We start from the raw sequence: 13,795 nt of genomic DNA on the forward strand, positions 1-13,795 counted from the left end.
CCCTTTAACGTTATAACCAACTTTTGGAGTCATATCGATGAACATTCGTCCTTTACATGACCGTATCGTCGTTCGCCGCGTAGAAGAAGAGCAAAAGACTGCTGGTGGTATCTTACTACCTGGTTCGGCACAAGAAAAACCATCACAAGGTGAAGTGTTGGCAACAGGCAATGGTCAGATTCGTGACAATGGTGACATTCGCGCGTTAGATGTAAAAGCTGGCGACAAAGTCTTGTTCGGTCAATATGCTGGTCAAACTGTGAAAGTTGACGGCGAAGAACTACTTATTATGAAAGAGTCTGATGTATTGGGTGTGCTAGAAGGCTAGTCCTTTTGAGTATGATTGAGTACTCAGCATATCTTTGACCATAGGCGTTTTAAATGACCTATATTTAATGACGCTCATTTAAAACGTCAAGCTGGTCAATACACTATCGACTCATTTAAATGTATTTTTATATTTATAATAATGGAGTAAATTAACATGGCAAAAGATGTAAAATTCGGTATTGATGCTCGTAAACAAATGATGGACGGTGTCAACGTTTTGGCAAACGCCGTAAAAGTCACGCTAGGCCCTAAAGGTCGCAACGTGGTGATCGATAAGTCTTTTGGCGCACCAACCATCACCAAAGACGGTGTGTCGGTTGCCAAAGAGATCGAGCTTGAAAACAAATTTGAAAACATGGGCGCGCAGTTGGTTCGTGAAGTCGCGAGCCGCACCAACGATGTCGCTGGTGACGGTACCACGACGGCGACCGTATTGGCTCAGTCGATCTTGCAAGAAGGCATGAAGTCTGTCGCTGCTGGCATGAACCCAATGGATCTAAAGCGCGGTATCGACAAAGCGGTACGCGAAGCGGTTAAAGAGATTCATAACCTATCTACCCCAGCTGATGATCACAAAGCAATCGCCCAAGTAGGCTCTATCTCTGCCAACTCAGACACCAAAATCGGTGAGCTGATCTCGCAAGCGATGGAAAAAGTCGGTAAGCAAGGCGTGATCACGGTTGAAGAAGGTTCAAGCTTTGAAGATACCCTAGAAGTGGTCGAAGGTATGCAGTTTGACCGTGGTTATATCAGCCCATACTTTGCCAACAAGCAAGACAGCCTAACTGCTGAATTTGAAAACCCATATATCTTATTGGTTGACAAAAAAATCAGCAACATCCGTGAAATCGTGCCACTACTTGAGCAAGTCATGCAGCAAAGCAAGCCATTGCTAATCATTGCTGAAGACGTAGAAAACGAAGCATTGGCTACGCTAGTGGTTAACAACATGCGTGGCGGCCTAAAAACTTGTGCCGTTAAAGCACCAGGTTTCGGCGATCGTCGTAAAGCCATGCTAGAAGATATCGCAACGCTCACTGGTGGTACAGTCATCTCTGAAGAGATTGGCCTGAGCCTTGAGACGGCGACCCTAGAGCAATTGGGTACTGCGAAAAAAGTCACTGTTGGTAAAGAAAACACCGTCATCGTCGATGGTGCTGGTAACAAAGCCGACATCGAAAACCGTGTTGAATCTATCAACCGTCAGATCGCAGAGTCTACCTCTGACTACGACAAAGAAAAGCTACAAGAGCGTGTGGCCAAACTAGCAGGCGGCGTAGCAGTTATCAAAGTCGGCGCAGCAACTGAAACCGAAATGAAAGAGAAAAAAGACCGTGTTGATGATGCGCTACATGCGACTCGCGCTGCGGTTGAAGAAGGCGTCGTCCCTGGTGGCGGTGTTGCATTAGTCCGTGCGATGAATGCCTTGTCTGACTTAACTGGCGACAACGACGACCAAAACGCAGGTATCAACATCCTACGCCGCGCGATGGAAGCACCACTTCGTCAAATCGTCACCAACTCAGGTGAAGAAGCGTCAGTGGTCGTCAATGAGGTGAAAGGCGGTAGCGGTAACTATGGCTATAACGCTGCGAGTGGCGAGTATGGCGATATGCTAGAGATGGGTATCCTTGACCCTGCCAAAGTATCACGCTCAGCATTAGAAAACGCAGCCTCTGTTGCCGGTCTGATGCTCACGACTGAAGCGATGATTACTGATCTACCAGAAGGTGATGACCCAATGGCTGCTATGGGCGGCGCTGCTGGTGGAATGGGCGGTATGGGTGGAATGGGCGGTATGGGTGGAATGGGCGGCATGATGTAATTTTACTTCTGCTACAAAGCGATTTCTTTTTGTCAGACGCGCTCAATGTACAATAGGTGCTATTTCCGCTCGTCTTCCTTGATAAATCGATTTTCGCTGAAAGTATGAATAACATCACGTACCTGTAAAATCTAGTCCAAATAAAACCCCCGATAGGCTGAGCTTATCGGGGGTTTTTTTATGCAAGATAAGTATGTTTTGGCTAAAAGATTACGCATCTGCCTCATTACGTCGAAACGTCCACGTTTTATCATCAGACAGCTCATCGACATAATAATATCCTGCCAAGTCAAACTGCTTTAATTGCTCAGCCTTGGTCAATTTATTGTCAGCAGCATATTTCACCATCAATCCACGGGCTTTTTTGGCATAAAAGCTAATCACTTTATAGTTGCCATTTTTCTCATCTTCAAATCGTGGTGTGATGATTTCTGCTTTTAGGGCCCTTTTCTTGACCGATTTAAAATACTCATTGGAGGCCAGGTTTATCAATACCTTGTCTTCGCTATCAGCCATGCGTGCATTGATAACATCAGTCACTTCCTCGCCCCAAAACTCGTATAAGTTATCTCCGCGCTCATTTTTCAGCTTAGTGCCCATCTCTAAGCGATACGGCTGAATCAAATCTAGTGGTTTCAATACGCCATACAGCCCCGACAAAATACCCAAATGCTCATTGACGTAGATGGCAGTGTCCTTGTCCATACCATACATATCCAGACCCGTATAAACATCGCCATCAAATAGATAAGCGGCAGGCTTGGCGTTTTCGGTGGTAAAAGGTTTGTCATTATCCCATTGCCACTGCTGGTTGCGCGCTGCATTGAGCTGCGCCAAATCGTCAGAGATGCTCATCAGCGCTTGCAAATCAACCGGCTCTTTTGTCTTAAGTATTTTCATTAATGCCTGCGCATGGTCAATCAGCTCAGGCTGGCTATAGTAGTTGCCTAGGTTGACAGGGATGTCGTCTGTCTCGTTTAAAGACTTGGCAGGTGAGAGTAAAAAATACATGGCTAATCCTTATTCTGTGAAGTCAATGACTTATCCATCGCGGTGTCAAGTGCTCTGATTATACCTTATATGCAATTTTAACGTGATTTGACGTCATGGTTGGAGGGATTTTGCTGCTTAATTGACAAGAAAGTAAACATTTGAAAGGTGGTTAAGATGACCAGTAGGCTATATTTAGCAAGGGGTTAGCTTTCGTAGAAAAATAAAAGTTTTTAATATAACAATAAAAGTTATCCAGATGGTGTAAATGCCTAACTTTTAATTTTACTTGTTGGTCACCATTAGGCAATGAAAGTTGGCGGATGATGTCTCTATAATAAAAAGACATGATGGTGATGTAGTCATCATTTATTAAATTGATAGCCTTTGGTCAACATCTTGAACCAACAACGACCAAAGGTTTTTTTGTCCCCTGTGCTTTTTAAATGTGCGTTGAGGGTATTAAAGGTAGTCATTGAGACGTAAATAAAGTCATTAGACGTAAGTAAGGAGACGGTATGAAAATCGGTGTAATCAGTGCAGATATCGCAAGCGAGAGCCGTGTCGCGCTAACCCCAGACGCGGTCAAAAAACTGCGTAAGCTTGGGTTTGAGGTCGTCATCCAGTCAGGTGCAGGGCAGGCAGCCTACTATGCTGATGCGCTGTATCAGGCGGCAGGAGCCGACATTGCCAGCAGCAGCGCCGAGGTGATTGCCCAGTCTCAAATTATTACCACCATTCACGACTTGCCCACCGAAGTGACAGAGCATTTGAGCGCAGGCCAAATCGTCGTCGGGATGCTAGACCCTTACCGCAATACGCAGCTAGACACTTATGCTGCTAAAGGCGTTACGGCCTTTGCGATGGAGCTATTACCGCGCACACTGTCACGTGCCCAAAACATGGATGTGCTGTCGTCACAAGCCAACCTTGCAGGCTACAAAGCAGTGCTGCTGGCCGCCAATGAATACTCGCGCCCATTTCCGATGTTTATGACCTCGGCAGGGACAGTAAAACCCGCTAAAGTGGTGATCTTGGGTGTCGGTGTTGCAGGGTTACAAGCCATCGCGACAGCCAAGCGTTTGGGCGCGGTGGTAGAAGCCAGTGATCTGCGCCCTGCCGCAAAAGAGCAGGTGGAGTCACTGGGCGGTAAGTGGCTGGATGTGCCGATGAGTGACGATGAAGCACAAAAAGCCAAAGCAACGGGCGGCTATGCGTGGACGCCATCAGAACAATATATCAAAGACCAAGCTGCAGTCGTCGACAAAGCATTAAGCAATGCCGATATTGTCATTACCACAGCACAAATCCCTGGTCGCCAAGCTCCGCGCTTAGTCCATCAAGCAACCCTTGCTAAGATGAAAGCCGGCTCGGTGCTGATCGATATGGCAGCTGGCACAGGCGGCAACGTCGAGGGCAGTGCGCCAAATGAGACTGTCACCACAGACAATGGCGTGCGTATCGTTGGCGCGGCCAATATTCCATCACAGCTAGCGGCGCAGTCTTCAGACTTGTATGCCAATAACCTTGTCAACTTTATCACCACCTTAATTGCACCAGCTGCTACAGATGACGCGTCAGCAAACAAACTGGCACTGAACTTAGATATGGAAGATGAGATTCAGGGTGCACTGGCAGTGACCCACGACAACCAAGTGCGCTTGACCAAACGCTAGCCCTTGCTGATCGCCATGCATTTGCCAGACACGAATAAATTTTTAGGAGGATAAGATGATTGCCACCATTTTAGCGGCAGCGCCTGCCGGTGCAGCCATGAGTAGCACACCATTTGTCGCGATTTTTACCGTATTTGTACTCGCTATCTTTGTTGGATATTACGTCGTTTGGGGTGTGACCCCAGCGCTACATACGCCATTGATGGCGGTGACCAACGCCTTATCAAGTATCGTGATCGTCGGTGCGATGCTACAGACCGTCCATATCGACGGCTCGATGTTTACCCCGACCAGTTTGCTTGGTGCTTTTGCGGTATTTTTGGCCAGTATCAATATCTTTGGTGGTTTTGCGGTGACTGAACGTATGCTCGCGATGTTTAAGCCCAAAGCAAAAAAAACGCCAGTAGCAACATCTGAAAATGGAGGTGATGCATGAGCGATTTAACCCAATTTATTGCCACCAATGCAGATTGGTTTTATTTAGTCGGCGCTATCCTCTTTATTTTAACGTTACGCGGATTGTCGAGTCCAAAGACAGCGATTCGTGGCAACCGCTTTGGTATGGCAGCGATGGCAATTGCTGTTATCACCACCTTTTTCTTAGCAGAAGGCCCTGTACTGTGGTTAATCATCGGTGCGATGATCTTAGGTGCCATCGTCGGCATGTGGAAAGCAAAAACCGTCGCGATGACGCAAATGCCAGAAACGGTGGCGTTGATGCACTCATTTGTCGGTTTGGCAGCGGTGGCGATTGCGCTTGCCACGGTACTGCATACCGAGCAGCAGCATGGCGCGGTTGCCCGTGTTGAGCTATTTATCGGGTGCTTTATCGGTGCGATTACTTTTTCTGCCTCTGTCTTTGCTTTTGGTAAGCTTGCGGCAAAAAGCTGGGCAAAAACAGTCACGGGCGGCTGGGTAAAACCTGTTCAAGCCTTGCTATTTATAGCGATGATTGGGTTTGGCGGAGTGTATTTTGTCACGGATTCCTTGCCCGCGTTTTATGCGATGGCAGTGATTGCAGTGATTTTTGGCTGGATGTGGATTGCGCCCATCGGCGGCGGTGATATGCCAGTGGTCGTGTCGCTACTGAACTCATTTTCAGGTTGGGCGGCAGCAGGTATTGGCTTTACGCTGGGCAACTCGATGCTCATTATCGCAGGTTCGCTCGTCGGTTCCTCAGGTGCGATTTTATCTTATATCATGTGTAAAGCCATGAACCGCTCTCTACTAAACGTTTTATTTGGTGGTATGGGCACGTCAGCGGCCGCTGCAGGCGATGATGATGGCGCACCAAAAACATATAAAGCAGGCTCAGCAGAAGACGCAGGGTTCCTTATGTCCAATGCCAGCAATGTGGTCATCGTACCAGGTTACGGTATGGCACAAGGCCGCGCGCAAAACGCGGTAAAAGAATTGTACGAGCTATTAAAAGACGAAGGTGTCAACGTTCGCTTTGCCATTCATCCTGTTGCTGGTCGTATGCCAGGGCACATGAACGTACTATTGGCAGAGGCCGACGTGCCTTATGACGATATCCTAGAGATGGATGAGATTAATTCCGACTTTGCCAGTACCGATGTGGTCTTGGTCATCGGTGCCAACGACGTCGTCAACCCGTCAGCAAAAGACGATCCGACATCTCCTATCTTTGGTATGCCCATTTTAGAAGCCAACAAAGCGCAAACGGTAATGGTCATCAAGCGTTCGATGAGCACCGGCTATGCAGGTCTTGATAACAGCCTCTTCTATATGGACAAAACCATGATGATCTTTGGCGATGCTAAAAAGATGGTCGAAGAGATGGTTCGTAGTATCAATGGCGGCGGTCATTAATCGCTAAAATCAGCTTTTCAGCATAATTTTTGAGTATATTTTCTTAAATAAAAAAGTCACTTAGGTGGCTTTTTTGCGTTAAGGTAAGCCATCTTTCTATTCAGTTAGACTTTATACAAAATCAGAATTAAGAGAGTCATTTATGAACATGTTGATACGTTTTTTTATTATGATCAGTTTGCTAAAACAGCAGCGTGATAAACAGTCAGTAAAACAGCGTCTGAGCGCCGAGATGTTGGCCACACCGATAGTACGTCAGTACCGTGTCTTGCCGCACGATATGGGGTTTCGCGATCATCTGCCCAATTATCGTTATTTGTCCTTTATAGAATTAAACATCACCAAATGGCTGATGACTTGCTGTCATCAAAAGGGGATGAAAAATCTTGGCTGGATTATTGCTATGCAAGAGATGGTCTATCTTAAAGAAATTAAATTTCTTAATAAAATGACAGTAAATAGCGTGCTTGTCGGTTGGGATAAAAAATATGTGTATTTTGAAACGCGGTTTTTTGTCAAACATCAACTGATGGGTATTGGGATGACGAAGTTTGTCTTGACCGATAAAAAAGGTAAGTGCGCGCCGGCGGTATTGGATATGCTCGGCGAGCAGACCAATGACGTCATCGACTCATGGAATGCGCATCAAGTAGCGATAAAGTCTGCGCCAACTGTTCACTAGCTGACCGTAAGACAGTTTGGTGAAACAACATGGCTATAATCGGCTGCCGAAGTTTGGTACGATGTAGGCTGCTAAATCGACAAAAGAACTGACAAGCGATTGCACCACTCAACGTAATATTTTTAACTGACACAAGCTAAGGAGCCACCATGACCCCGCAAAAACTAAAATGGACAGACAGCCTCGATATCGCCATTGAGCTTTATGAGAAGTTTCCAGAGGTCGACCCGCAGTACATTCGTTTTACTGATTTGCACCGCTGGGTGACTGAGCTTGAAGGCTTTGATGATGATCCGCAGCGCTCAAACGAAGGTATTTTAGAAGCCATTCAAATGAATTGGATCGATGAAGCCGATTAAGGCGATTTTCTTCTTTAACAGTACATCCAATAACAATAACAGAGAACAACAGGGCAGGCAGCATCATGACGTCTCAAATTAAAGAGTTAGCCGAAGCGATAGCTTGTAATGGTATTAGCATTCGTACCACCAATCACGCTGAAATTAGCCATGAAACGGCGAAACTGGGCCGCTTATGGCAAAAGTTTTATCAAAATCACATGGGCGACTTGCCTGAAGGTGAAGATATTTATGGCGTTTACCACAATTATGAGAGCGATGATTTGGTCGGCGCTTTTGATGTGGTGGCCAGTTGGGAGGTGACGGGTGAACCTGAGGCCTCAAACGCGCCTAATCCTGCAGGCGGCTTGGTCGCGGTAAACATTCCTGCAGGCAAGTATTTGGTTTTCTCTGAAACAGGCAATATGCCAAATACGGTAATGAATGCATGGGAAAAGGCATGGGAGTACTTTAACGATCCAAACTGTGAACACACTCGCAACTTTGATGTAGACTTTGAGCACTATATCGATGGGAATTTAGAGTACGGCCAAGTCGACCTTTATATAGGTATTAAATAAAGCCGTAACTAGGGCGTGTCCTTATTTTAAAAATGGCGATAAAAATGAGATAAATCGCCGTCAAACAAGGAAAATAGCGCAGATAATATTGAGATATTAGTCAGCTATTTGACACCGTTTGGCCAGATTTAACCATTTTTAGCCCATTTAGAGGGTTGTCGATTGAATTGAAGACACGCCCTAGCTAACAACTTAAATGAGTTTTGAGCCAAAGCCGCCCATAAAAAAGCGCCAGTCATCTAAGACTCGCGCTTTTTTACTTTTCGGTTTTATCTACACAGTTACTCTAATAACAAATTTTCCAAAATCCCTTCATATATCTGCGCCAATTTGCCCAAGTCATCCACTTCTACTTTTTCATCGACCTGATGAATGGTAGCGTTACGGACACCAAGCTCGACCACTTGCGCACCAGTGGGTGCGATAAAGCGTCCATCGGATGTACCGCCTGATGTCGATAGCGTCGTGTCTGTACCTGTGACTGACTTGATCGCATTTTGACAGGCTGAAACCAGTTTTCCTTCAGGGGTCAAAAACGGCTGACCGGATAATTTCCATTGGATATCATAACTGGCTTTGCTATCAGCAAAATGCTTATCAAAGATAGCATGTGTTTTTGCTTTGAGTTCTTCTTCACTGGTTTCGGTCGAGAAGCGAAAGTTAAAGACGACCTCTAAGGTTTCGGGGATGACGTTGGTTGCGCCCGTACCACCATTGATATTTGAGACTTGTAAGGTCGTGGGCGGGAAGTAGTCGTTGCCGTTGTCCCAAGTTGCTGATGTCAGCTCGCTGAGCGCCGCCATCGCTGCATGGATAGGGTTACAGGCCAGATGCGGATAAGCGACGTGACCTTGTTTGCCAGTGACCGTCAACACCGCACCCAACGAGCCGCGGCGTCCGTTTTTGATGATATCGCCTAGCGTATCAGTACTTGACGGCTCACCAACGAGGCAGTAAGTTATTTTTTCTTGACGGGCCTCTAAGGTTTCAATGACTTTCACCGTGCCATTGATAGAGGGGCCTTCTTCATCTGAAGTGATTAAAAAGGCAATCGAGCCATTGTGTTCAGGGTGACTCGCGACGAAACGCTCGGCGGCGATGGTAAAGGCTGCAATGCCCGTTTTCATATCCGCTGCACCGCGCGCCCAAAGAAAGCCGTCTTTTATGGTTGGGGTAAAGGGCGGGTAGGTCCAGTTTTTCTCGTCGCCCGTCGGTACAACATCGGTATGGCCAGCAAAACAAATCACAGGGTCGGCTGTACCACGGCGTGCCCAGAGGTTTTTGACTTCCGCATGCTCGCCGCTCTGCTCTTTATTACCAAAGTACATAAACTCGCAGTCAAAGCCTGCTTTCGCTAGGCGAGACGACAAAATATCTTGACAGCCATCATCATCTGGAGTGACGGAAGGGCGCTCAAGTAAAGCGATGCTTAAGTCCAGTGTTTGCTGCTGATGAGTCATGTTTTGATTGTGAGCGTCAGACATGAAAAAACCTTTTTATTATAAAGTGAGAGGATAAGATTTTGGATTAAAGACTAGGGCGTGTTGCACATTCAACCATGGCACAAGCCGTAGCGGCTTATGATAGATTTATACGTTTTACATACTATCTTCAATAAATGGCACCAAACCATCTCGGCGCATCCATGTTGCGATAGAGTAGCGTTGCCGATGAGCGATTTGTACTTGATGTTGCAGATCGCTATCAAATATGACCAGTCGATTGGCAACAGGCATGACACTGTGATGGCTGCCGTGTTTATCAATGATTTCTAACGCGCCGCCATCGCTGGCTGTCCATTCATCATTAAGATAAAAAACCGCTGAGATAACACGCTCATCGCGGCCTGCAGGATTGTCGCTGTGCCATTGATAACCAAAGCCTGCCGGATAGCAGGCATAGTGTGCTTCACTATGGCGAATACCTGCAAACAAGCTTTGATTGAACAAAGCCGCTAGCGCGTTGATGGACTGCAAGTAATAAAATCCAGCAAAAAAGTTTTTTGTGATCCAGCGGATGCGATCACCGCGTATGTCACTGATGCGAACACCAGCCGTTAGCTCGGCGTCTCGGTATTGGACAAACCCACTCTCTGCCTGCAACGCCAGTAACGCCGTATGCGTAAACACCTCATCGATTACTATCCAACCATCATCGACGAGCTGATCGAGCTGTTTATCGGTCAGTTTATCAGCCCAGCACACCTCAAAGTCTGACATCTGCAAGGCATCTTGGCTCAATGACTTATCGTCTATGTCAGCGCAATTAGGGCTGTATGGGGTGAATCGCGGCGGATTGTCAGGACCTATTGGATGATCGACCACCAGCTTTGTCACATTTAGGTTGCTAATAATCTTAGTCATCTCACCTCGTTATTATCAATCAGCTGGCATTCAAGGCCCTTTTATTAAGAGCATTTACCAAAACCACATTATCTTTTACGCTGCCTATGCTACCATAGATGCAATTTTTCTTACTTTAAACTTTTGAGATTATGAACTATAAACACGCCTACCATGCTGGTAACTTTGCTGATGTGGTAAAACACATTTTATTGGTACAACTGCTTAATCAGCTGAGCCAAAAAAACAAACCCTTTTATGCGCTCGACGCTTACGGTGGTCGCGGTCTTTATTCACTCAGCAGTGAAGAAGCGCGCAAAACTGGTGAAGCCGAGGGTGGCATCAAAGCATTGTTAAAGCTTGATGACACCAAAATGGCACAAGCCCCAGCGGCTGTCAAAGACTATCTGGCAGGCATCAAGCAAGCCAAAGCCACTTATGATAATAAAGTTTACCCGGGTTCGCCATGGTGGATCGCCCATCATATCGAAAAAAACCCAGACACTGGCGTACGCGGCGAAGCGTTTGAGGCCAAAGCTAGCGAGTATGACGCGCTCAACTACCAATTGTACAAACTGCCCATTGGCATTCATCATCGTGATGCGTTTGAAGGCGTCACCGCTGTGATTCCGCCAGCCGAGCGCCGCGGTCTTATTTTTCTCGATCCTCCCTATGAGCAAGAGCATAAAGACTTTACCCGTCTGATCAATTTACTCGTCGCCGCCTATAATAAATGGCCACAAGGCACATATGCACTGTGGTTCCCGATCAAAAACATCGAAGCCGTTGAGCTGTTTTACAAAAAGCTGAAGCGTACCGAGATGAGACGTCAGCTGGTCTGTGAGCTAAATATCTATCCAAATGATGTCGCCGTGGGTCTCAATGGCACAGGTTTACTCGTCATCAATCCGCCATGGCAATTTGATAGTCATGCCCGTGAGATCTTGCGCTTTTTGCAGCCTGCTTTAAAAGTCGCTGATGCGCCAGAGCTGACACCTGATAGTGCCACCAATGTCCGCTGGCTAGTTGGCGAATAAGGATACCGTTATGACGACTGAGCAACCATCTCACCATAGTCTAAATGATAATGCCGCAACTCAGCCGCCTTTTGTTGATGAGCATGAGTTCAATATTCGCATGGCGGATAATGATAATTACGATGGCTTAACGTTTGAGGTGATTGAGACAGAAGTTGCAGAGGGTCAGCCGGTGGTTAGCCGCGGTGTCTATTTGGCCCCCAATTTGATTACCACCTTGTCGTTGTTGTCTGGCTTTTATTCGATTTTGGCCAGTACCCAAGGATCGTTTTACAAAGCCTCTCTGGCTATATTTTTGTCGGGGATTTTAGATGGGGCTGATGGCCGCGTCGCACGTATGCTCAATGCGCAAAGTCCCTTTGGCGAGCAGTATGACTCTCTAGCAGATATGCTGGCCTTTGGGGTTGCGCCTGCTATTTTAGTATATAGTTTTGCGTTGCAGCCGCTAGGCCGCATTGGTATTGGCTGTGCTTTTGTTTTTACCGCTTGCGCCGCTTTTCGTCTAGCGAGGTTTAATGTACAGATAGGCGAAGTTGATAAAAAATACTTTGTCGGTTTGGCCAGTCCATTGGCGGCTATATTGGTCACGTCCGCTGTCATGGTCGCGGTCGATCATAATGAGTGGGTCGGACAGTATGATACCGCTATTATACTCTTGTTTGCGGTGTGGGTTGTTATCTGTGGTCTGCTGATGGTCAGCAATGTCAAATACTATAGCTTTAAAGAGTTTGATAAAAAGAAAGTCCCATTTGTGGTACTTATTATTGGAGTGTTGATCATGAGCATCGTCCTCTATGACATTCCTGTTGGAATCTTAGCCATTGGCATTCTCTATGCGTTATCGGGCATTTTTACGACGATTAAAGCAAAAGCAAAAAGTTAGAGCTGCCTTTAAGCTTTGTATCTAGGGATTTACCGATAGGTAGATCCCCTTTTTATATTTTTAAGCACGATGCTAAGCCCAAGGATATAGACTGAGATAAACAAAAATAATGATGAATAGATATTAATAGTAATAACAATTAGTTAGAAAGAGTCATCGGAGATACAATTAAAGAGTGCGAATTATTTATCAGTTCCCCCTTGACCCCCACCCAAATACGCGTATAATGCCACCCAGTCGAAAGGGAAGGCGGATTAAAGAATGACTCATTTAAAGAATGATTCATCATCTTAAAATCCAAGTCTAACCAACTGATTTAAAATAAACTAAATTAGTTCTTGACTTACCAAATAAAGCGTCTATAATACGCACCTCATCAGGACGAGCTAAGCATTACTAGGGTAAATTACATAGTAACAACGCAGCGAACCTTGAGAAACAAATTAGATAAAAAAGCTTGACAAACCAAATCGTTATGATATGATAGTCGGCTCGCTAGATAGGATAAACCAMTAAGGTTTAGCGCTATTTAGCCTTACTTACTATAAGTAAGCGAAATATCTTACTACTGGACGACAGTATAAGACACTATTTAAAAGCACAACTAAAGAACAACTTGTGTGGATTTTTGCTGATTTAGAATGCTAAAAAATAAAGTTGGTTTTGACTTCTTTTCGGAGTYARYTCTAACTATAAAAATTATCATTTACTCAGCAGAAAAACTCAAAGTTAATTCATTACGAACATAATTTTAAGCGATTTGCTAGAATAAATGAGCCAAGTTTAGAAGCTTCTTTAAAGAGCTTCATAGCAAGATTAAACTGAAGAGTTTGATCATGGCTCAGATTGAACGCTGGCGGCAGGCTTAACACATGCAAGTCGAGCGGAAACGATGGTAGCTTGCTACCAGGCGTCGAGCGGCGGACGGGTGAGTAACACTTAGGAATCTACCTAGTAGTGGGGGATAGCTCGGGGAAACTCGAATTAATACCGCATACGWCCTACGGGAGAAAGGGGGCAGTTTACTGCTCTCGCTATTAGATGAGCCTAAGTCGGATTAGCTAGATGGTGGGGTAAAGGCCTACCATGGCGACGATCTGTAGCTGGTCTGAGAGGATGATCAGCCACACCGGGACTGAGACACGGCCCGGACTCCTACGGGAGGCAGCAGTGGGGAATATTGGACAATGGGGGCAACCCTGATCCAGCCATGCCGCGTGTGTGAAGAAGGCCTTTTGGTTGTAAAGCACTTTAAGCAGTGAAGAAGACCATATGGTT

At 46.0% G+C, this 13,795-nt stretch carries 13 protein-coding genes and 1 rRNA gene; 11 read left to right on the top strand and 3 right to left on the bottom strand.

All coding sequences use genetic code 11. The features are described from left to right. Nucleotides 1-37 precede the first annotated feature (37 nt). Together CAP50_RS03685 and groL are read left to right on the top strand one after the other, a co-directional pair. Complete coding sequence (locus CAP50_RS03685) at nt 38-328, top strand: co-chaperone GroES (protein ID WP_075102316.1); 291 nt, start codon at nt 38-40, stop codon at nt 326-328. Between the two features lie 156 nt (nt 329-484). Continuing rightward, the gene (gene groL, locus CAP50_RS03690; RefSeq protein ID WP_100749109.1) at nt 485-2,155 is read left to right on the top strand and encodes a chaperonin GroEL; all 1,671 of its coding nucleotides are present in this window, start codon (nt 485-487) and stop codon (nt 2,153-2,155) included. 210 nt (nt 2,156-2,365) lie between these two features. On the opposite strand, the gene yaaA is transcribed toward groL, so the two are convergent. Continuing rightward, complete coding sequence (yaaA, locus tag CAP50_RS03695; RefSeq protein WP_075102318.1) at nt 2,366-3,166, bottom strand: peroxide stress protein YaaA; 801 nt, start codon at nt 3,164-3,166, stop codon at nt 2,366-2,368. Nucleotides 3,167-3,663: 497 nt separating this feature from the next. Here yaaA and CAP50_RS03700 point away from each other — a divergent pair, with 497 nt between their 5' ends. From CAP50_RS03700 to CAP50_RS03725, 6 genes are all read left to right on the top strand, one after another. Next, nucleotides 3,664-4,821: a Re/Si-specific NAD(P)(+) transhydrogenase subunit alpha gene (locus tag CAP50_RS03700; RefSeq protein WP_075102319.1), complete on the top strand. Its 1,158-nt coding sequence runs from the start codon at nt 3,664-3,666 to the stop codon at nt 4,819-4,821. Nucleotides 4,822-4,918: 97 nt separating this feature from the next. Further along, on the top strand, nt 4,919-5,257 hold the full coding sequence (locus tag CAP50_RS03705) for a proton-translocating transhydrogenase family protein (RefSeq protein ID WP_198411588.1): 339 nt from the start codon (nt 4,919-4,921) through the stop codon (nt 5,255-5,257). After that, nucleotides 5,254-6,654, top strand: a complete 1,401-nt coding sequence (locus tag CAP50_RS03710; RefSeq protein ID WP_075102321.1) for an NAD(P)(+) transhydrogenase (Re/Si-specific) subunit beta — start codon at nt 5,254-5,256, stop codon at nt 6,652-6,654. Before CAP50_RS03705 ends, CAP50_RS03710 begins: the two co-directional genes overlap by 4 nt. Nucleotides 6,655-6,796: 142 nt before the next feature. Further along, on the top strand, nt 6,797-7,336 hold the full coding sequence (locus CAP50_RS03715; protein WP_075102322.1) for an acyl-CoA thioesterase: 540 nt from the start codon (nt 6,797-6,799) through the stop codon (nt 7,334-7,336). A 149-nt stretch (nt 7,337-7,485) separates the two neighbouring features. Further along, nucleotides 7,486-7,695, top strand: coding sequence for a Fe-S cluster assembly protein IscX (gene iscX, locus CAP50_RS03720; RefSeq protein WP_071003236.1), 210 nt, complete (start codon nt 7,486-7,488; stop codon nt 7,693-7,695). A 65-nt stretch (nt 7,696-7,760) separates the two neighbouring features. Then, nucleotides 7,761-8,255 (top strand): GyrI-like domain-containing protein, encoded by a 495-nt coding sequence (locus CAP50_RS03725; protein ID WP_075102323.1) that lies wholly within the window; start codon nt 7,761-7,763, stop codon nt 8,253-8,255. Between the two features lie 281 nt (nt 8,256-8,536). On the opposite strand, the gene dapE is transcribed toward CAP50_RS03725, so the two are convergent. Both dapE and CAP50_RS03735 read right to left on the bottom strand, forming a co-directional pair. Next, nucleotides 8,537-9,739, bottom strand: a complete 1,203-nt coding sequence (gene dapE / locus CAP50_RS03730) for a succinyl-diaminopimelate desuccinylase (RefSeq protein WP_075102324.1) — start codon at nt 9,737-9,739, stop codon at nt 8,537-8,539. Between the two features lie 114 nt (nt 9,740-9,853). Further along, a complete protein-coding gene (locus CAP50_RS03735; protein WP_075102325.1) occupies nt 9,854-10,618 on the bottom strand; it encodes a 2OG-Fe(II) oxygenase in 765 nt (254 codons plus the stop codon). Nucleotides 10,619-10,749: 131 nt separating this feature from the next. On the opposite strand from CAP50_RS03735, the gene CAP50_RS03740 reads away from it, so the two are divergent. The 3 genes from CAP50_RS03740 to CAP50_RS03750 form a co-directional block, all read left to right on the top strand. Further along, a complete protein-coding gene (locus CAP50_RS03740; RefSeq protein WP_075102326.1) occupies nt 10,750-11,634 on the top strand; it encodes a 23S rRNA (adenine(2030)-N(6))-methyltransferase RlmJ in 885 nt (294 codons plus the stop codon). Between the two features lie 100 nt (nt 11,635-11,734). Next, nucleotides 11,735-12,517 carry a CDP-diacylglycerol--serine O-phosphatidyltransferase gene (pssA, locus tag CAP50_RS03745; RefSeq protein ID WP_075102334.1) on the top strand — a complete coding sequence of 261 codons (783 nt, stop codon included), beginning with the start codon at nt 11,735-11,737 and terminating at the stop codon, nt 12,515-12,517. Between the two features lie 818 nt (nt 12,518-13,335). Next, nucleotides 13,336-13,795, top strand: a 16S ribosomal RNA gene (locus CAP50_RS03750); the annotation flags it as partial.

It is taken from the genome of Psychrobacter sp. L7 (assembly GCF_002810365.1).
Classification (GTDB): domain Bacteria; phylum Pseudomonadota; class Gammaproteobacteria; order Pseudomonadales; family Moraxellaceae; genus Psychrobacter; species Psychrobacter celer.